This is a genomic window from Hafnia alvei, assembly GCF_964063325.1.
GTDB classification, from domain to species: Bacteria; Pseudomonadota; Gammaproteobacteria; order Enterobacterales; family Enterobacteriaceae; genus Hafnia; species Hafnia alvei_B.
The window spans coordinates 1,199,650-1,220,533 of record NZ_OZ061315.1 but is presented as its reverse complement, the minus strand read 5'-3'; the positions used below and the strand labels follow the sequence as shown (position 1 = coordinate 1,220,533).

The 20,884-nt window shown below is 45.5% G+C and carries 16 protein-coding genes; 9 read left to right on the top strand and 7 right to left on the bottom strand.

Annotated features, from left to right (window positions below; genetic code table 11):
- Positions 1-114: 114 nt before the first annotated feature.
- Together AB3Y96_RS05780 and AB3Y96_RS05775 are read right to left on the bottom strand one after the other, a co-directional pair.
- Positions 115-3,228 carry an efflux RND transporter permease subunit gene (locus AB3Y96_RS05780; RefSeq protein ID WP_367298714.1) on the bottom strand — a complete coding sequence of 1,038 codons (3,114 nt, stop codon included), beginning with the start codon at positions 3,226-3,228 and terminating at the stop codon, positions 115-117.
- A 38-nt stretch (positions 3,229-3,266) separates the two neighbouring features.
- Positions 3,267-4,430, bottom strand: a complete 1,164-nt coding sequence (locus AB3Y96_RS05775; protein WP_072308950.1) for an efflux RND transporter periplasmic adaptor subunit — start codon at positions 4,428-4,430, stop codon at positions 3,267-3,269.
- Positions 4,431-5,005: 575 nt separating this feature from the next.
- Here AB3Y96_RS05775 and AB3Y96_RS05770 point away from each other — a divergent pair.
- Entirely contained in the window at positions 5,006-5,620 is a 615-nt protein-coding gene (locus AB3Y96_RS05770) for a TetR family transcriptional regulator (protein WP_072308998.1), read from the top strand.
- A gap of 61 nt (positions 5,621-5,681) precedes the next feature.
- Here the strand turns inward: AB3Y96_RS05770 and uraH are convergent, their stop codons facing one another.
- Together uraH and AB3Y96_RS05760 are read right to left on the bottom strand one after the other, a co-directional pair.
- A complete protein-coding gene (uraH, locus tag AB3Y96_RS05765; protein ID WP_367298713.1) occupies positions 5,682-6,095 on the bottom strand; it encodes a hydroxyisourate hydrolase in 414 nt (137 codons plus the stop codon).
- A 129-nt stretch (positions 6,096-6,224) separates the two neighbouring features.
- Positions 6,225-6,620 carry a cupin domain-containing protein gene (locus AB3Y96_RS05760; RefSeq protein WP_367298712.1) on the bottom strand — a complete coding sequence of 132 codons (396 nt, stop codon included), beginning with the start codon at positions 6,618-6,620 and terminating at the stop codon, positions 6,225-6,227.
- Positions 6,621-6,805: 185 nt separating this feature from the next.
- Here AB3Y96_RS05760 and AB3Y96_RS05755 point away from each other — a divergent pair, with 185 nt between their 5' ends.
- Complete coding sequence (locus tag AB3Y96_RS05755; RefSeq protein WP_072308947.1) at positions 6,806-7,699, top strand: LysR family transcriptional regulator; 894 nt, start codon at positions 6,806-6,808, stop codon at positions 7,697-7,699.
- Positions 7,700-7,926: 227 nt separating this feature from the next.
- On the opposite strand, the gene AB3Y96_RS05750 is transcribed toward AB3Y96_RS05755, so the two are convergent.
- On the bottom strand, positions 7,927-9,381 hold the full coding sequence (locus AB3Y96_RS05750) for an EmmdR/YeeO family multidrug/toxin efflux MATE transporter (RefSeq protein WP_367298711.1): 1,455 nt from the start codon (positions 9,379-9,381) through the stop codon (positions 7,927-7,929).
- Between the two features lie 364 nt (positions 9,382-9,745).
- Positions 9,746-10,948, bottom strand: coding sequence for an NAD(P)/FAD-dependent oxidoreductase (locus tag AB3Y96_RS05745; RefSeq protein WP_072308945.1), 1,203 nt, complete (start codon positions 10,946-10,948; stop codon positions 9,746-9,748).
- 234 nt (positions 10,949-11,182) lie between these two features.
- Between AB3Y96_RS05745 and AB3Y96_RS05740 the strand changes: the two genes are divergently transcribed.
- The gene (locus AB3Y96_RS05740) at positions 11,183-11,692 is read left to right on the top strand and encodes an Rrf2 family transcriptional regulator (protein WP_072308944.1); all 510 of its coding nucleotides are present in this window, start codon (positions 11,183-11,185) and stop codon (positions 11,690-11,692) included.
- A gap of 105 nt (positions 11,693-11,797) precedes the next feature.
- On the opposite strand, the gene AB3Y96_RS05735 is transcribed toward AB3Y96_RS05740, so the two are convergent.
- Complete coding sequence (locus AB3Y96_RS05735; protein WP_072308997.1) at positions 11,798-12,514, bottom strand: GNAT family N-acetyltransferase; 717 nt, start codon at positions 12,512-12,514, stop codon at positions 11,798-11,800.
- A 457-nt stretch (positions 12,515-12,971) separates the two neighbouring features.
- On the opposite strand from AB3Y96_RS05735, the gene megL reads away from it, so the two are divergent.
- The 6 genes from megL (at position 12,972) to yiaA (ending at position 20,857) form a co-directional block, all read left to right on the top strand.
- Positions 12,972-14,165, top strand: coding sequence for a methionine gamma-lyase (gene megL, locus AB3Y96_RS05730; protein WP_367298710.1), 1,194 nt, complete (start codon positions 12,972-12,974; stop codon positions 14,163-14,165).
- A gap of 164 nt (positions 14,166-14,329) precedes the next feature.
- Positions 14,330-15,613 (top strand): amino acid permease, encoded by a 1,284-nt coding sequence (locus AB3Y96_RS05725; RefSeq protein WP_072308942.1) that lies wholly within the window; start codon positions 14,330-14,332, stop codon positions 15,611-15,613.
- Positions 15,614-15,748: 135 nt separating this feature from the next.
- The gene (locus AB3Y96_RS05720; protein WP_367298709.1) at positions 15,749-17,266 is read left to right on the top strand and encodes a sigma-54 interaction domain-containing protein; all 1,518 of its coding nucleotides are present in this window, start codon (positions 15,749-15,751) and stop codon (positions 17,264-17,266) included.
- 415 nt (positions 17,267-17,681) lie between these two features.
- A complete protein-coding gene (locus AB3Y96_RS05715; RefSeq protein ID WP_367298708.1) occupies positions 17,682-18,320 on the top strand; it encodes an OB-fold-containig protein in 639 nt (212 codons plus the stop codon).
- A gap of 44 nt (positions 18,321-18,364) precedes the next feature.
- On the top strand, positions 18,365-20,086 hold the full coding sequence (locus tag AB3Y96_RS05710) for a flotillin family protein (protein WP_072308996.1): 1,722 nt from the start codon (positions 18,365-18,367) through the stop codon (positions 20,084-20,086).
- A gap of 321 nt (positions 20,087-20,407) precedes the next feature.
- Positions 20,408-20,857 (top strand): inner membrane protein YiaA, encoded by a 450-nt coding sequence (yiaA, locus tag AB3Y96_RS05705; RefSeq protein WP_072308939.1) that lies wholly within the window; start codon positions 20,408-20,410, stop codon positions 20,855-20,857.
- The last annotated feature ends 27 nt before the right edge of the window (positions 20,858-20,884 follow it).

Here is a 20,884-nt window from a genome sequence, read left to right as displayed (position 1 = left end):
AGATAGATCTCGATACATCGAGGATATATGCAAAGCGGAGTGGAAAACTTTGATGTAAAGGCCTGTGACACAACATCACAGGCCTTTACTTTTTGATTTAACAGTCTTTATTTTTTATTCTTTCGCTTTGCTAAAGCGACGGCGCACAACCACAAAGAATACTGGGACAAAGAAAATAGCCAATAGCGTTGCCGTCAGCATTCCCCCCATCACGCCTGTACCTACAGCGTTTTGCGCGCCTGAACCCGCACCAGAACTGATAACCAACGGCAGAACACCCAGAATAAATGCCAGCGACGTCATTAAGATTGGCCGCAAACGCATTCGTACCGCTTCTAAAGTGGCATCGATCAGCCCTTTGCCTTCTTTATCCATCAGGTCTTTAGCAAACTCGACGATTAAGATGGCATTTTTAGCTGAGAGGCCGATCGTGGTTAACAACCCAACTTGGAAGTAAACGTCATTGTTCATACCGCGTAACGCCGCTGCCAATAAGGCACCGACCACGCCAAGCGGAACAACTAGCATTACCGAGAACGGTATAGACCAGCTTTCATACAGCGCCGCCAAGCACAGGAATACGACTACCAGCGAGATGGCATACAGGGCAGGAGCCTGATTTCCAGACAAACGTTCCTGATAGGACATTCCCGTCCAGTCGTAGCCAATACCCGACGGTAACTTAGTCACAAGTTGTTCCATCATTTGCATGGCATCACCGGTACTTTTGCCCGGTGCCGCTTCGCCCAGAATTTCCATCGACGGTAAACCGTTATAACGTTCTAAACGCGGCGAGCCTGTAATCCAACTTGCGGTCGCAAAGGAAGAGAAAGGCACCATTTTTCCACTGTCGCCACGTACATACCAATTATTGATATCATCAGGCAACATACGGAAACGTGCATCGGCTTGGGCATAAACCTTCTTCACACGTCCGCGATCGATAAAGTCGTTAACGTAGGTTCCGCCTAGAGCAGTCGAAATAGTTTGGTTGATATCCGATAGCGATACACCCAACGCCTGCGCCTTTTCCTGATCCACGTCCAGCTTGTACTGCGACGTGTCTTCCAGTCCGTTAGGACGCACTCGCACCATCACTTTTGGATGCTGAGCGACCATTCCTAACAGTTGATTACGCGCCTGAGTGAGCTGTTGATGACCGAGGTTTGCCTGATCGATAAGCTCGAAGTCAAAACCAGTCGCGGTACCGAGTTCAATAATGGCCGGTAAGTTGAACGGAAACACGAGGCCATCTTTGATCTGCGTGAAAGATTTCATCGCGCGGCCAATGATCGACATCACGTCGTTTTCTTTCCCCGAACGTTCGTCCCACGGCTTTAAGCTGACAAATGCCAAGCCGGAGTTTTGTCCCGAGCCGCTAAAGCTAAAACCGTTAACCGTAAAGACCGACTGAACGTTAGCGTGCTCTTTAGTCAGGTAATAATTCGTCACCTGATCTAACACCTTCTGGGTTCTTGCTTGAGTCGCCCCAGCAGGCAACTGCACCATGGTCATAAAGACGCCCTGATCTTCTTCGGGCAAGAATGACGTCGGTAGGCGCAAGAACAACACGCACATGCCGACGACAATCAATACGTAGATGACAAGGTAACGCCCCGTGTTTCGCAGGATCCCCCCCACGCTATCCGTATAATGGTGCGTGCTCTGCTCAAATTTGCGGTTGAACCAACCAAAGAAGCCTTGTTTTTCACCGTGGCCTTCAGCAGAAACGGGTTTGAGCAACGTGGCGCACAGTGCCGGCGTTAAGATAAGCGCCACCAGCACAGACAGCGCCATGGCGGAAACAATGGTGATGGAGAACTGGCGATAGATCGCACCGGTTGAGCCGCCAAAAAATGCCATCGGAATAAACACCGCCGACAGCACCATGGCAATCCCGACCAACGCCCCCTGAATCTGGTCCATCGACTTTATCGTGGCTTCTTTTGGCGGTAGATGCTCCTCCGCCATAACGCGCTCAACGTTTTCCACCACGACGATGGCATCGTCAACCAGCAAACCTATCGCCAACACCATCCCAAACATAGTTAGGGTGTTTATCGAATAGCCAAACGCGGAAAGGATTGCAAAAGTTCCTAGCAGAACAACAGGCACCGCGATAGTGGGGATAAGCGTTGCGCGGATATTTTGCAAGAACAGATACATGACCAAGAAGACCAAGATAATGGCTTCAAACAGGGTTTTGACAACTTCGTGAATCGAGATTTTTACAAACGGCGTGGTGTCATATGGATAGACAACCTTCATGCCCTGAGGGAAATAGGGTTGTAGCTCTGCCAGCTTGGCTTTAATTGCGGCTGCCGTATCCAACGCATTGGCGCCTGTTGCCAACTTAATCCCTAGGCCAGCCGCAGGTTGTCCGTTGATTTTCGCCACGATGTTGTAGTTCTCACCGCCAAGCTCAATGCGAGCCACATCTTTCAGACGTACCTGCGAACCATCCTGGTTTACCTTCAGCAAGATTTTGCCAAATTCTTCGGGGTCTTTTAATCGCGTCTGCGCAATGATGGAAGCGTTAAGCTGCTGATTGCCCACAGCGGGCGTGCCGCCTAACTGCCCTGCCGCAATTTGGTCATTCTGAATTTTTAGCTGGTTAACAACGTCAACCGTGGTCAGTTGATACTTGTTCAGTTGATCGGCATTCAGCCAAATACGCATCGCATACTGCGCACCAAACAGCTGAACATCACCAACGCCGCTGCTTCGGCTGATGGGATCTTTGATGTTTGAGGCAACATAGTCAGAAATATCATCCTGAGTCAGGCTTTTGTTGTCTGATATAAAACCTGCAACCAACAAGAAACTGCTGCTGGACTTTTCAACGCTAATCCCTTGCTGCTGGACTTCCTGTGGCAGCAACGGGGTTGCCAGTTGGAGCTTATTCTGAACCTGAACCTGAGCAATATCGGGGTCTGTCCCCGAATTGAAGGTTAAGGTAATGGTTACACCGCCCGCAGAGTCACTGGTTGACGACATGTACATCAGATTATCGATGCCGTTCATGTTCTGTTCGATAATCTGCGTCACCGTATCCTGCACGGTTTTCGCATCAGCTCCCGGATAGGTCGCCGTTATCGCAACCGCAGGAGGGGCAATCGTTGGGTACTGGGCAATCGGCAGTTTTAAAATCGCCAATCCCCCTGCCAACATAAGAATAATGGCAAGTACCCAAGCAAAGATCGGGCGCTCAATAAAAAACTTAGACATACGCTCGTTTTACCTTGTATGAATTATCGCCGTAGCGATTACTGTCCCTGAGACGCATTCGCCTGCAGATCCTGCTCTTCCGCTTTTACCGTCATTTCAGGGCGTACTTTCTGTAGCCCGCTGACGATCACGCGATCACCGCTGTGTAATCCTTGCGTCACCAACCATTTGTCACCGATTGCCTGTGCGGCGGTCACACTACGCACTTCAACCTGACTCTTGGCGTTAACTAACATCACAGTGGCCTCACCACGTGGGTTGCGTGTTACCCCCTGCTGCGGAACCAGCAATGCATCTTTTTGCATGCCTTCATCAATGCTCGCGCGCACAAACATCCCCGGTAAGAGATCGTGTTGAGGGTTTGGGAACAACGCGCGAATCGTTATCGAACCGGTGCTTTCATCAACGCTGACGTCCGAGAATTGCAGCTGGCCTTTGAGCGGATAAGGCTGACCATTTTCCATCACCAGCGTGACCTGAGTTTGCAGTGCGCTTTTTTCAAGGCTGCCTTGGATGACGGCCTGCTTAAGACGGATGAAGTCGTTGCTCGATTGGGTGACATCAACATAAATAGGATCAAGCTGTTGCACGGTTGCTAGCGCATTGGCCTGTTCAGTGGTCACCAGCGCGCCTTCGGTAACGTTAGACTGTCCAATGCGCCCATCGATAGGAGAGGTCACCTTGGTGTAGGCTAAATTGATTCGAGCCGTTTCAACATTGGCTTTTGCCGCCTGTACATCGGCATCGGCTTGCTGCGCGTTTGCCACCGCCGTGTCGAATTCTTGTTGGCTAACATAGTGGTCGCCAACCAACGGCTTATCACGCTGAACGGTTAAATGTGCCAGTTTTGCTGCGGCAACGGCTTTGGCGAGCTCACCTTGGGTGCTGTCATAAGCCGCTTTGTAAGGGGCAGGATCGATTTGATACAACGATTCGCCACCGCGAATATCACTCCCTTCAGTGAAGTTACGCTTGAGAATAATTCCACCTACCTGCGGGCGAACTTCAGCAACACGGTAGGCAGCTGTACGTCCTGGTAACTCGGTCGTCACTTGCAAAGGTTCAGCTTTCAAAGTCACAACCCCCACATGAGGCTGCGGCAGAGGCGCTTTAACCTCGTTATCATCACACCCAGACAACACAAAGCAGGCGGAAAGGAGAATCACTGAGGGCAGGAGAATAAACTCACTGTATTTCTTCATTGCTATTCCTTAAATATTTCGACACGACGCCAGGCGTACATAAAAATGGTAATAAGCTGTACGGGTATAATTCACACATCGTTCTTCTGATGGTTATAAACAACGTAATCTGATAGAAAACAGCAGGTGTAACACCACTGACAAATCACATTAGTGATTAACATTAAATAAAAACCAAGCCTACACGGCGGTATGAAAACAAAGTCGCAGGCTGCTATTTTTGAGGAAAAATAGAATAACATCCAGATAAAAAACAAGAACACCCACCTAATTGTGTAAGTTTAATTATCAAAATCACTTTATCTTTACGTTCAGCTTTACGTTTGAATCTAAATAATTCCCCAGAAAAATACATCACACATTAAATATATAAATTAATTATCATGCACCACCTATATCTGCATATCTAATATGATTGCGAATAAACACGTTGGCTAGTTTTATTACAACCATTAATGGATGGCCACATAATAAAATCAGAATGACAAACTGAACGTGTAGCGAATAGAATGAGGCCCATCCTACAAAACCCTATCCTTCTCTGTAAATCACAGTCTTGGTTATTTGGTATCACTATGGCACGTAAAACTAAAGAGGATGCATTTGTTACTCGTCAAAGAATAATAAATGTAGCAATCAGTGAATTTTCAATACGTGGATTTTCATCTACAACGTTAAGTGATATCGCCTGCTCTGCGGGGGTTACTCGAGGTGCGATTTACTGGCACTTTAAAAACAAAGAAGAGTTATTCAACGAGATATGGCAACAGTCTGCACATTACTCATTGTATATATCGGAAAAAATACACAGTGAAAACAAAGATAATCCTTTAAATGCATTGCAAGAAACCCTCACCTATCTTCTACGCGCAGTGGTTAGCGACCCCCAACAAAAATCATTGATGGAAATAATATTTCATAAATGTGAATTCACAAAAGAAATGACACCTAGACATGAAATACGGCGCATGGTTTATTTTGAGGAGGAGCGTTTAACGAATACGTTAAAACGTTGTGTTACATTAAATCAATTGCCATCGACATTAAACATCCCCCAGTCAATAGTTATAATTCGCGCATATATGAGTGGGCTTATAGAGAATTGGTTATTACCTTCAGAAAACTACGATCTCGGCAGCAACGCTTCAGGGTTAGTGAATAACTTAATTACACTTCTTAAATTACAATAAAAATAAAAAGGCCGCAGATAATGCGACCCAATTAAAAAATGAATACTAACTGCAAAAAACATTAACTACCACGATATGTTGAATAGCCATATTGGCTAAGCAACAAAGGCACATGCAAATGTTGGTTAGTTTTAATGACATGAAACTCAACAGGTATTTCTGGGAAGAACGTCTCTTGTTTAAGTTTAGAGAAATACTCCCCCGTTTTGAACGTCACTTTATAATCACCCAGCGCCATGCTTTGACCCTGCGGATAAAGTGCAGGAATACGCCCATCGTTGTCAGTCACCCCACTCGATAAACTGACCCAGCGATCGCCTTCTTTATGCTCTAGCGTGACGGCAACACCGGCAGAAGGTAGCCCAGTCTGTTGATTTAAAATATGCACGCTAAGCGGATTTTTAGCCGGCTCCGCAGATACCGCGGTAGACAAAGAGATAAGCGAGGTTAGAAGCGCGATTTTCAACAATTTCATCCGTTAATCCTTTTTGTTTTGTCTTGAACCGTGAATCTAGCACGCGAAAAACGCGATCTGCCTTTATCACAAAAAGTTTAACAATGAACGCATGACCATGATGAAACCGCAGTTCTGTGGTGTGTAATACTATTTGCGATACTGCTCGTCCGTCACTTTCTCCATCCATTCCACCACGCTACCATTCAATGATTCGGCAATAGCAATGTGCGTCATAGCGGTTTCTGATGTCGCACCATGCCAGTGTTTAACACCTGCAGGGATCCACACGATATCGCCTGGGTTAATTTCCTGAATCTCTTTGCCTAATTCCTGTACCCATCCACGACCTTGGGTAACGATCAGCGTTTGTCCCAATGGATGTGTATGCCACGCGGTGCGTGCACTAAGTTCAAAGGTTACCGTGGCACCGCCGACTCGCGCTGGGTCTTCAGCCTGAAACAGGCCATCAATACGTACGCTGCCGGTAAAATAATCGTCTGAGCCAACCAGTGAAGCTTGCGAACCGTTATGGATAATTTTCATATTTTCCTCTTCTTTAAACTCACACAGCTAAGCCGAACAAAAGCGGAAGCCGTCGGTATTCTGTTTGGTCTAAACGTTACCCCGATTCACACTGCGCAACTAGATAGCTAAATGCGCAAGGAGCTATGAGTAAAATTCATAAATAGGCCTATACTTGCGCTATCTTGAGCCAAAAGACCTGCAAAATGCTGAAAGAAAACTTTAATGATCTGATCTCTTTTCTCGTTGTTGCCAGAGAGCGCAGTTTTACCAAAGCCGCGGCGAAATTAGGCGTGTCACAGTCGGCGCTTAGCCATTCCATTCGCGGGCTTGAAGAGCGTCTCGATATTCGTTTACTCACGCGTACCACGCGCAGCGTAGCGCCAACGGAAGCCGGCGAGAAACTCGCCAACAGTCTTGAACCACGGTTTAGCGAAATTGAAAGCGAGTTAGATGCCTTACGTGACATGCGCGATACCCCTGCGGGAAATATTCGCATTACCGCCGGAGAACACGCCGTAGATTCTGTTCTGTGGCCATTTTTAAAATCATTCCTTGCCAACTATCCCGATATCAACGTTGAAATCGTGGCTGATAATTCCCTAACCGATATCGTCAATGGGCGCTTTGATGCCGGTGTTCGCCTTGGCGAGCAAGTGGCTAAAGACATGGTTGCCGTGCGTATTGGCCCAGATATGCGAATGGTCGTGGTAGGAGCACCTCAGTATCTCCACCAGCAGGGCAGCCCTTCAAAACCGCAAGAACTGCAGAACTATCGCTGTATCAACATGCGTTTACCCACTCGGGGTGGGTTATATGCGTGGGAGTTTGAGAAAGAGGGTCAAGAACTCAGGGTTCGTGTCGATGGACAACTGACTTTTAACAGCTTACGCCAGCGCATTGATGCAGCCGTGGTTGGCTTCGGCTTAGCCTATGTACCTGAGGATTCAGTACAAGACGAGCTCGCCGATGGTCGATTAGTTCAAGTGCTTGATGAGTGGTGCAACCGATTTCCTGGTTACTATCTTTATTACCCAAGCCGCAAACAACACACCACAGCATTTTCCTTATTTGTCGACGCTCTGCGCTACCAGTCTTAACATTTGACCAGCGGCAAAGCCCCCGCGGAAGAAGTGCCTACATGCGCGTTGAGCGACAGCCGTGGTCGGAACAGCGCATAGCAGCGGTTTAGACGCGGTGAGGATGATCGCCCTCGGTGCCGATTCCGTATTAGTAGGCCGCGACTCTTTAGTGCAGGAAGGCTGGAGTTAATTTATTCGTCAAACTCCCCCCAATCATGGGGGGTGGAATATCGCCAACGGCTGAATTATTGCGTTTTATTGGCGTCAACTTCCTCGATTTCAGGCTGAATACGAGGATATTTCCATAGCCAGCGACCGCTAACCATCCGCCAATAGAAGCATACGCCGCGCACCGCCCAGTCAAAGAACATCCCAAGCCAGACGCCAACAACCCCCATGCCGAGCACAACGCCTAACGTATAGCCAGCCACTACGCGACAGCCCCACATTCCGATCATCGAAATCCACATAGCAAAACGGACATCGCGTGCGCCTTTAAGCCCTGCAGGAAGCACCCACGACGCAGCCCAGATCGGCATAAACGCGGCATTAAGCCACAGCAGTATTTTAACCACATCGATAACGTCAGATTCTTGCGTGTAGAAGGACGCAAACAGGCCCGCAAAAGGTGCCGTTCCCCAAGCGATGATGGTCAAAACGATGGTTGATAGCCAGAAAACATAGCGAAGCTGACGTTCAGCTTGGCCTATTTGTCCTTTACCTAAGCGTCGTCCAACGATGATCGTTGAAGCAGAACCCAACGCATTACCGGGCAGGTTGATTAATGCCGCCACTGAAAAGGCGATAAAATTACCCGCAATAACGTTGGTGCCCATGCCCGCCACAAACATCTGGGTGAGCAGTTTACCGCCGGTAAACAGCACCGACTCAATACTGGCAGGAATACCAATACCCAAAACTTCCCATAAAATATTCAGTTTCAGCGGTTTAAAATAACTTTTCAGCGAAATACGCAGCGCAGGGTTAAAGCCCTTTAAGAGAACGTAAATAATGCAAGCCGCACCGATATAACGAGAGAGCGTTAACCCAAGGCCTGCACCGATAAAACCAAGCCCTCCCCAGCCAAATATGCCGTAGATCAGAACACTACTGATCATGATGTTCAGGATATTCATCCCGCCGTTAACCAGCAGCGGGATTTTAGTATTACCCGCACCGCGCAACGCCCCGCTACCGATAAGCGCAATGGCTGCAGCAGGATAACTCCACACCGTGGTCTGCAAATAAGACAGCGCTAGCGCTTTCACCTCTGGCGTCGCGTCACCCGCGATCACGTCAATAATATATTCACCTGCCAGATGAATACCGGCTGCTAGCAGCAAGGCGACAGCCGTCATCAATACCAGCGATTGCCTTGCGGCGGCGCGCGCCCGACGACGATCGCGCGTCCCCAAACTGAAGGCAACCACCACGGTCGTACCTAAGTCAACGGCGGCAATAAAGGAAATAATCACCATATTAAAGCTATCGGCAAGCCCAACGCCTGCCATGGCTTCTTTGCCAATCCAGCTAACGAGAAAAGTACTGAGGACGCCCATCAACAACACACAGGCATTTTCTACCAAGATAGGAACCGCAAGCGGCGTTATTTCTCGCCAAAATAGCACACGATAACTTTTTCTTTTCGCATACCAACGCGTATTGGCTACGCGCTGGCGCAGTACTGCATGTAAGTTCAAGATTAGCCTACAAAATTGGAGTGAAACCACGTTTCAAATAATGATTTATAGATACTTATTCTGCAAAGTATTTTTTGTATCCTACTGTTGTTGCGAGAACGCGGCGGAGGCAATTTATGACGTAACAAAAGGGAATAGAAAAGAGCTTACATAAACTAAGGTATTGTAAAAAAAGAGGATTAGCGTGAGGGGGATAATAATTTCGGTAGCAGGGTTATAACGTAGAAAAGCATAATGAGATATTGGTATACGTTTTTATTATTAATAGAAAATGATATTTGAGACACGCTAAATTTCAATAACCGAACATCGCATGACTCAGAAAAGCGAGGGCAAGCTCAAAGCCTGCCCCTCATCGACGTGGTTATACAAACGCCGCCAATGGATCTGCCGCCGCAAAAGCAACATCGCGCTCCGCTTTTGGTGGGTAGATCAGCTCATTGGTAATTGAGATTTTAATCTTTTTAGCTTCGTCGCGAACCGACTCAACTTTTTGCTCCCAGCCCTGCGTGAAGACCGCACCCCACGCGCCTAAATCTAGGCAGGTCACATAGTTTTCCTGACGGTAAGCCACAGCAGATACGCCAATAAGATCGGCTGCAACGTTATTACCGGCAAATTTCCCCAGCTGAATCGCATGCTGGCAAGTCATCAGCGCCTTATGCCCTAAATTATCGGTTGCTGCATGGGCAACGTCTCCCGTGGCATAAACACCCGGTAATCCTCGAACCTGCAAGTTTTCATCAACCAGCAAACGGCCTTGGTTATCGCGTTCAGCCTCTAGCTGCTGTGTTAACGCACTGGCTTCTACACCAACGGTCCACACCACGGTTGAAGCATTAATGCGGGTTCCATCCTTCAACGTCACGCCATTGGCATCAATAACTTCAACTTCCGCATTCAGCTTCCACTCAATACCTAACTCTTCAGAAGCTTGGGCGATGACATCGCGTAATTCCGCGCTGAAACGACTGCCGATTTCGACACCACGTTCAACTACGATTACTTTAGTCTTCGTATCCTCACCTAATAACGCTTTAAGGCGTGAAGGAAGCTCCGTTGCCAACTCAATCCCGGTAAACCCACCACCGCATACCACGACGGTATTACGCGCTTCACTCGGCTTTTGATTTGGCAAATTTAACAGGTGATTTTCAAACTTCTGCGCCGATTCTAATTGATCAATATCGAAGGCATATTTCTGCGCGCCCTCAACCAATGACTTCTTCACACGGCTACCGCTTGCCAATACTAAACGGTCATAAGATACCGAAGCGGCACTCCCTGAAGCATCACGATATGACACTATTTTATTTTTTGAATCAATATGTTCTGCATTTCCCTGAAGGAAATTAACACCAATTTCACCAAACAATGGCAGCAAAGGAGAAACCAGCGTGGCCACTTTATCTTCATAAAACCGCGGACGAACGCGCAGCTCTGGCTGCGGTGCTAATACGGTTATTTCGATATCACGACGATTATTCAGATGCGCTAAACGCGCCGCGCTGATAGCGGCCCACATGCCAGAAAAACCAGCGCCAACGATAAGAATACGGTTATTCATGTTTTGCTACCTTTTGATTATTTGCTCATCCACTTCAATAACTACGACTATACATGTCGCCGTTAACTCCGACAACAGGTTTCGGAGTTAGTGTTAATCTTCACGCGGACAATTAGCATAATTATTTGATTTTAAATAAATTAAAATAATACACCGAACTAGCCAGCATGCATGCCTTTGCAGATTGTGCGGTTCCATGTATTCTTACTAAGAATTTACTAAGCGGAGTTTGATATGGCATTCTATAGTTCAGGCGTGGAATATGGCCTTCATAGCCTGTTATGCATGGTCGACAGCAAGGGCGACGATCGTGAAATGAATGTGCGCGAGATGGCTGAGCTTCAAGGAGTTCCCTTCGATTACCTAGCCAAAATTTTTACCCGTCTTTCACGTGCTGGGTTAGTGGTCAGCAGCGAAGGTAAAGGGGGAGGATTTCGTTTAGCGAGAGCGCCGGAGCTTATCACCATGCTTGACGTTGCGCAGGCCATTGATGGTTCCAAGACAGTGTTCGAATGCAAGGAAATTCGCCAGCGCCTAGCCGTTTTTGAGGAATCTCCTCCGGCTTGGGCGTGTGAGGGCCCATGCAACATTCGCGCGGTGATGGATAGCGCGCAGCAGCGCATGGAGGAAGAGTTAGCTCGTCACACGATTTTAGATTTGGCACGACGTACATTCCGTAAAGCGCCAGACACTTTCGCCATCGAAATTCAGGACTGGATTTCTGAACGCCGCAGTTCGAAATAACATTTCAGGAAATTTTCGCCGGATACGTCTGAAGTAAGTAAAAGACGCCCGAGAGCGTCTTAAAAAATTTATTGCGTATAGAGTTATTTTCAGAAAGGAATAATCTCATGCCACGCTATTATTTCTAAGATCATTTAAACTTTGGCGTTGTTGACCATTCTCATCAAAGTTATCCTGATTAAGCCAAGAGACAAGCGCATTCCGAACTTCTGGCCATTCTTCATCGATAATTGAAAACCACGCGGTGTCTCGGGTTCTTCCTTTATACACCGTTGCATTACGGAATAGGCCTTCGAATTTGAACCCCAATCGCAGCGCTGCTTTATGCGATCCTTCATTCAGGGAATCGCATTTCCATTCATAGCGGCGGTAATGGAGATTATCCATAACATATGACATCAACAAAAACTGTGCTTCCGTCGCCATACGGGTGCGCATTAAGGCTCTTGAATAAACTACCCACCCCATTTCAATCACGCCATTTTTCGCATCAATACGCATGAGCGCAACAGTACCAATCGCCTTACCCGTCGCTAAATCAATAACCGCATAGTGCAGTGGATCCACAGAAGCTAAGAGTGTATTGAAGTGCCGATCGAAGTCCTCTCTATTCTTAAATGGCCCAGCAGGAAGATACGTCCAATCCTTCTCTGAGCCAGGCAATTGATAAGCATCAAACAGATCATCGCCATGGGCAGCGGATATCCTTTCTAACCGACAATACTGCCCGTTAAGCACAGACTGGGCTGGCACTTCACATCCGTGCCAATGAGGTAAACTACGCCCTACAGGCTGATTGAACTGATTATATTCTTCATTCATAACTGATCTTTTCTCTGTGCAAGGTGTCGTGGTGATATTGTATCGCACTATCATCAAAATAATAGCCATATGAAAATGAATTAAAATATCAGCCTTATATTTATGCATAAAAAAAACTCCCAATATACTTTGCAGCAATCTCCCGCAGAAAAATCACTTCCTATAATAAAAACAATCTTTAATGGTTTATCCTTTTTAAAAATTTAAAAAGCCACTTCATTTAAAAACATCATTACCCAACGAGTAAAAATTAATTCGGAAGTTTATTTATTCTTTAACTTAATTTTAGTATTTAAACTTAATTTTTATGCCGTAAGTAATATTTCCATTTTTTGGAGATAAAGTTGACACCGTAGAAATAAATAAAATAAAAATCATATATTTCAATAAATTAAACTCTGGCACAGACCTTGCTATATCCATTAGGACAATACCTAACCTAATGAGGCAACGAAGTATGAAACTGCACGATAAAGGCTATAACACTAAAATCATCCATGCAGGACAGCATCCAGACGCAACAACCGGTGCGCTAGCCACACCTATTTTTCAGACTTCTACATTCGTATTCGAGAGTGCTAAGCAAGGAGCGGCTAGGTTTGCCCTCGAAGAGCCGGGATATATCTACACACGCCTCGGGAATCCGACACAAACCGCACTCGAAGAAAAAATTGCCGTACTAGAGGGAGGTGAAGCGGCGCTTGCCACTGCATCAGGAATGGCTGCTATTTCGTCAACGCTGTTAACGCTGTGCGGACAAGGCGATCATATTGTAGCTTCTGAGGCAATATATGGCTGTACCCATGCATTATTGTCACACAGCATGCCTAAATTCGGGATAGAGGTTACTTTCGTTGATGCAGCCAACATTGAGAATATCAAAGCAGCAATAAAGCCAAATACCAAAGTAATTTATATTGAAACTCCAGCTAACCCTACGTTGTCCATTATTGATATCGAACAAAGTGCCAATCTGGCTCACGCCAACGATGCATTATTAGTTGTCGATAATACGTTCATGTCACCTTATTGCCAGAATCCACTTAAATTTGGTGCTGATATCGTGGTTCACAGCGTGACTAAATACATTAATGGGCACGGCGATGTGATCGGCGGCGTTATCGTTGGTGACCAAGAATTCATCAATCAAGCGCGTTTTGTCGGCGTTAAAGATATAACGGGTGGCTGTATCAGCCCTTTCAATGCGTGGCTTACGCTGCGTGGATTGAAAACATTGGCCGTCCGCATGGAGCGCCATTGTCAAAATGCCATGCAGGTGGCGAAGTTTTTATCCTCGCATTCAGCTGTCACAAAGGTTTATTATCCCGGCCTGCCAGATCACCCAAACTATGAATTAGGCAAAAAACAGATGTCGAATTTTGGCGCTGTGATTAGCTTCGAAATTAAAGGGGGCGTTGAAGCTGGGCAAACTGTGATGGACTCCGTTGAACTTTGCCTGCTTGCTGTCAGCCTTGGCGATACTGAAACATTAATTCAGCACCCTGCGTCCATGACGCATTCACCTATGTTACCAGAGGAAAGAATGAAAGCCGGTATTACCGATGGGCTCATAAGAATATCTGTAGGGCTTGAAGATCCTGAAGATATCATCGCTGACCTCGAGCAAGCTTTCAATAAGGCGATTTATTAACCTTCGATAATTTATCCTCTTACTGGCCACTGCATCAACACCATAGGCAAAGCTATCATCATGCAGTGGCTTTCCTAAGAGGAAACAGTCGAGTGCGCGCATATAAAACAGATAGGCACCGGCTGCAATTTTGACTCTCTCGATTATTCAGACAGGAGTAACTCATGTCGACCATTGCTTCCTTAAGTGAAACAAAGCGGCAATACAAAAGCATCCCCCTTACAGCTTATGATATTGGCTGGATATTGCTGTGCATCGGCATGGCTATTGGGGCAGGAACCGTGTTAGTACCTGTACAAATTGGTCTGAAAGGTATTTGGGTATTTATTGTCGCTTTTTTAATCGCCTATCCAGCGACCTACATGCTACAGAATCTTTATATGAAAACGCTCTCTGAGAGCGATATCTGTGAAGACTACTCCAACATTATTACCCAGTATCTTGGTAAAAACTGGGGGATCGCGCTAGGGATCATCTATTTCATCATGCTGGTCCACGGCATGTTTATCTATTCTATTTCAGTGATTTACGATAGTGCGTCATATTTAAAAACGTTTGGGGTAACAGACCAAATTCTGTCTGACTCCGCAGTTTATAAACTCATCGTTTTTATGGTGTTAGTGTTCATTGCTTCCCGAGGTGAACGCCTGCTGTTTAAAATATCAGGGCCAATGGTTGTCATCAAAGTTGGCATTATTATTTTGCTCGGCTTAGTCATGATCCCCCACTGGGATTTAAACAATATTACGGCATTTCCTGAAATGGGTGTTTTCTGTCGTGATGTGTTATTAACGGCGCCCTTTGCTTTCTTCTCTGCTGTCTTCGTACAGATCTTAAACCCTATGAACATTGCCTATAGAAAAAGAGAGGAAGATAAGCAGCTAGCCACCTATAAAGCAATCCGTGTGCATCGGATTTCCTATATTATCCTCATTAGTATAATTATATTTTTTTCATTCTCCTTTACCTTCTCAATGAGCCACGAGCAAGCCGTAGAAGCCTTTAACCTAAATATTTCTGCTCTTGCCATGGCAGCAAAAGTTATCCCTGGAACACTCGTCCACGTTATGACTACGCTGCTCAACATTTTTGCAGTATTAACGGCTTTTTTGGGTATCTATCTAGGTTTTCAAGAAGCGGTTAAAGGCATTTTAGTTAATATTATTCAGCGCTTCATTCCAGAAGATAGGATCAACCATAAAGCGCTTGGGCTTGGTGTTTACGTCTTTATCGTCCTTCTATTGTTTGCTTGGGTTTCTCTCGGGTTCTCTGTGGTGATATTTTTCCATATCGGCAGCCCACTTTACGGCATCGTATCATGCTTAATCCCATGCTATCTTGTCTATAAAGTCAAAAAACTACATAAATTCAAAGGAGTGCAAACCTGGTGTGTGTTGGCGTTTGGCATTTTACTGGTCATATCACCGTTCCTTAAATTTTTTGAATAGCGGTTAGTCCATTCCAAAAATCTCTCAGTATTGTGATGTCCGGCGGGTACCAAATCACTCGCCGGACAATCTGCAATTGCCCAACGAACAAACATTGCTACCATAGTCGGCATACATTTGACTCTGGTGGTTATCATGCTTACCGTTGGATGGAATATAAAAACTATCGATCGCACTGCCATGATTGCTGATGTAATTAGTGAGTTCAGCAACATGGATATTTATATTGATACTTTGCACGTATCATCTTGTGAAATTTTTATTCGTTTTAGCATTCCCTCGGAAAAAAAACTTCAGTTTCTTTTAGGCAACCTTCTGGTTAATAATGATATTTTGAGTATTTACCCGGCTAAAGACGAATCCACTGTATTATCACTGTCCAACTATGCCCATATCGTTATTTCAAATTATGGCGTCATTAATGACTTTAGCCCTAGCGCAGAGGCAACATTCAACCTCTTACGCCACGAAGTGATTGGTAGGAATATATCTACACTTATTGACTGGGAGGAAGTTAAGGATTTTCGCTGTGGTAAAGTCAGCACTAAAGAAATTGGAAACAAGATAACAGGGGCATTTATTAGCTGCACTATCCGCCCCATTTTGCATAACAACAAAATTACTGGTGCTAATATCATTCTTGGCAAAGCCAAGAATGCATCGCTGACACACAAGCCCAAGAGTAAAAAACTATCTTCTGATTTCGATGAGCTCATTTACGCAAGCCCCATTATGGCTGACTGCTTAGCCGCAGCACGCAAAATAGCGCAAAGCAAATACACCGTCCTCATTCGCGGCGAAACGGGGACAGGTAAGGAGCTGATTGCGCGATCTATTCACGATTCCAGTGAACGACGCAATAATGCATTTGAAGCCATAAACTGCGCTGCGATCCCCGAATCTTTAGTTGAAAGTGAACTGTTTGGCTATGAATATGGCGCTTTTAGCGGTGCACTTAAAGGCGGGAAAATGGGTCTGTTTGAAAGTGCCAATCACGGCACTGTTTTTCTTGATGAATTTGGTGAGCTTTCACTTTCCCTTCAAAGTAAGCTCCTGCGAGTGTTGCAAGACGGAATGATTAAACGCGTAGGAGGACTCAAAACACAGCATGTTAATGTGAGAGTGATTGTTGCCACCAACCAAAATCTAGAGCATCTGATTGAACAGAAGCAGTTTCGTGAAGATCTCTATTATCGCGTAAATATCCTGCCTATCGTCATCCCTCCACTTAGAGATCGTAAAGAAGATATCCTTCCACTAGTCAGCTATTTTTTCCAAAAATACAGCCTAGAATTGGATAAAAAGCTCACTCTGCTACCTAGCGCTCTCGCGACGCTAACCGCGTACTCATGGCCTGGGAATGTTCGTGAATTAAAGAATATCCTACTCAGAACTATGCTATTAGCAGATAAACAAGAGATTGCTGATATCGATATTCCGTTGCCACGAAATAATAATCTAGAAATGCACACTCACGATGATAGCATTAAGGCTATGATTGAAAAGCAAGAGTACGAGATTATTAGAAAACATCTAGTTTCATTAGGTTCTGCCAGAAAAGTCGCAGGCCAAATCGGGCTATCCCATACCACAGTGCTCAATAAAATTAAGCAGTATCATTTAGAGCATTTGCTATCACGTAACAGAAAGTAGCCTCTTGGGGTTCAAATATTTTTATTATTACTATGTTTTATATGAATAAGATTATTTGTATCTCAAATTGAGGCCCCCACATTTACAGAGTGAATTACACAGATAACCCCAGAAGCACGAAAAATTCATTCATAGCCAGATAAGATCACAGTCTCACCGTACTATCATGAAGTAGCCAACTGCTCTATGCCTAAAAAGCATTAAATTACGATTATTTATATCGTTAAATTTATTTTCGGCGAGATAAAAACCCATCTAAGGCAAAAAAAACTTAAGCCTCAATAAATTCCTTTTAAATATAATTAAAGATTATTTCACCTCAGTATTTTCCTATATCTCTGTGCCTCCGTATCCGAAATAAAAAAATAACGTTAGAATAGTCGCTATTACGGATATACATAGAAAGGATCTCCTAGTGGTACTACTATCAGCCTATAACGCTCCTTTTCTTTTCGCGCTCGCATTCATCATTTCACTAGGTGTATTAGAGGTATTATCGTTATTAATAGGCGCAAGTGCATTCAGCCATATAGATTCCTCTCTAGAAACTCATCTTGATCTTGCTAGCGGAGATAATCTGCTAGTACAAGCGCTAAGCTGGTTGCATATTGGCAGGCTTCCGTTGCTGGTTGCACTCGTTTTGCTACTGGGTAGTTTTGCTATTATTGGCATCAGCGGGCAATACCTAATGATTAGCCTGCTTCAAACGCCGTTATCTGCAGGGGCAATGGCCCTGATTTCATTTGCTCTATCGCTGCCGACTTTACATTTCATAGGTCGATGGCTTGCCCCTTACCTTCCGAAAGATGAATCCTTCGCCGTATCAGAAGATAGTTTTGTTGGCTCAATGGCTCTCGTTACTCAATCAGCAGAGCAACCCGGCATGTCTGCCGAATGCAAAATTATTGATACCTTCGGCCAATCTCACTATTTATTGATTGAGCCAGAAAGTTCAGACGTTATTTTTATCCGAGGAGAACGTGTGCTAATTATTGCCCAAATAACGGCAGCGCGATTTTTAGCAAGTAAAAACCCTTGGCCTAATTTACTGTAGTTCTATATTACTTAATGATATCAAAAGGAAATTTTATGTTTGAAATGGATAGCATCCCTTATTGGGGATTTGTTTCATTTGGCGTATTAATCGTATTGTTGGTGATCGGGATTATTTTTTCTCGACTCTATGAGCGTGCTTCTGCCGAGCAATCTTTTGTTCGAACCGGTTTAGGGGGGCTGAAAGTCGTGATGAGCGGAGGTGCTATTGTACTTCCTATATTTCATGAGCTTATCCATATCAATATGAATACCCTCAAGCTGGAAGTCAGCCGCTCCATGAAAGACAGCTTGATCACCAAAGACCGTATGCGAGTCGATGTGGTCGTCGCATTCTTTGTTCGTGTTAAGCCAACGATTGAAGGCATCGCAACCGCTGCACAGACGTTAGGACAAAGAACGCTGTCACCAGAGGATCTGCGGATCCTTATCGAAGATAAATTTGTAGATGCACTGCGTGCAACGGCATCACAAATGACCATGCATGACCTGCAAGATACCCGCGAACACTTCGTTCAAGGCGTACAAAATACGGTCGCAGAGGATTTAACCAAGAACGGCCTAGAGCTGGAAAGTGTTTCATTAACCAACTTTAACCAAACCTCAAAAGAGTTCTTCGACCCTAACAATGCGTTTGATGCAGAGGGGCTAACCAAGCTGACTCAGGAAACCGAACGCCGCCGCCGTGAACGTAACGAAGTCGAACAAGACATAGAAGTGGCCGTGCGTGAAAAGAACCGCGATGCCATGTCACGTAAGCTAGAAATTGAGCAGCAAGAATCGTTCATGACCTTTGACCAAGAGCAGCAGGTGAAAACCCGTAGCGCTGAGCAAAGCGCCAACATTGCTGTATTTGAGGCTGAACGTCGTCGAGAAGCTGAACAGAGTCGTATTAGTACTGAACGTCAGATCCAGGAAGCAGAAATCGCGCGAGAGCAGGCTGTTCGCACTCGTAAGGTGGAGGCTGAACGTGAAATTAGAATAAAAGAAATTGAACAACAGCAAGTTACCGAAATCGCAGCACAGGACAAAGATATTGCTATTGCCAGTAAATCTGAACAGCAATCCCAAGCTCAAGCAAGGGCAAACGATGCATTAGCCGAGGCAGTCCGAGCCGAAGAGCATGTGGTGACAACCAGAGAAACTGCAGAGGCGGATCGTGCAAAACAGGTTGCACTAATCGTTGCTAAACAATCTGCAGAAACCGAAGCCGTACAGTTAACGCTAAAGGCACAAGCCGAGAAAGAAGCAGCGGAACTGCAAGCATCAGCCATCATTAAACTTGCTGAAGCAACATTGAAGAAAGGGTTGGCTGAAGCTGAAGCCCAGAGGGCGTTAAACGATGCGGTCAATATACTGTCGGATAATCAGACCAGCTTAAAATTCAAATTGGCGCTATTGCAGTCCCTGCCTAGCATCATTGAGAAATCCGTTGAGCCAATGAAATCTATCGACGGAATTAAAATAATTCAGGTTGACGGTTTAAACCGTAATGGTTCTGCCACAGCCGGAAGCTCATCAGAACCAAGCAACAATGGTGGCGGTAATCTCGCAGAACAAGCGATGACGGCTGCATTATCCTACCGTACGCATGCACCTATTGTAGATTCTCTGCTCAAAGAAGTCGGCCTTTCAGGTGGTTCACTAGCCGCACTCACAGCAGCATTACCCAACACTCTTGGCCATGCAGACCTAACAGCGGCTGAGCATCCTGTACAAGAAAATATATCGGTTGTTAGCAACGAAAATCCTCCGCTACCTGCTTAAGATATTTTCAGCATAACTAGGCCGTGTCAGACGTTTTTCAGTAGAGTTTTGCGATAAACATCTGACGCGGCCTAGCGTCATGCCACAAAAAATGGCCTACTAAGACTAAGGCTAATTTGACGCACGGGTAAGTGGCCGCCATTGTAGCGATGGGCGCGTCGTGTGACCTCCTCACGTACAATCAGCGGCCGCATGTTTGCGAATCAAAAATTATTCTTGGAGTCACTATCTTGGAATGATGCGTTAGTCCATATGGACCAACCAAAAATTGAGTAGCGGATAGTTCCCGTGCTCTAAAATCAACAAGGAACGAGGTTTTTAATGAAAACAGCTTTGAAAAATACTTCTCAGGCTTTTAATGCTATGTCTTGGCTGGCACTGGGCGGTGGCGTTGTGGTCTACCTGATAGGACTCTGGCGTTCTGATATGGCATTGAACGAAAGGGGATACTATTTTGCCGTGATGTTGCTCGGGTTATTTGCATCAGTATCACTGCAAAAAACGGTGCGGGACCGTATTGAAGGCATTCCTACCAGCCACATCTATTACATATCTTGTGTTGCCTCTTTTGCCATCTCTATTGTTCTGTTGGCGATTGGCTTGTGGAATGCCGGGTTGTTGCCAAGCGAAAAAGGCTTCTATGCCATCGCCTTTTTCCTGAGTTTATTTGGTGCTATTTCAGTACAGAAAAACGTCCGGGATTCTCAGGCTGAGTACGGCGATGTCATTCAGAATAAAGTGAATGAAACGCCGCTTGCCGAAGAAGAGTAATTCTTCCAGTGTGCAGGTATTCCTGCA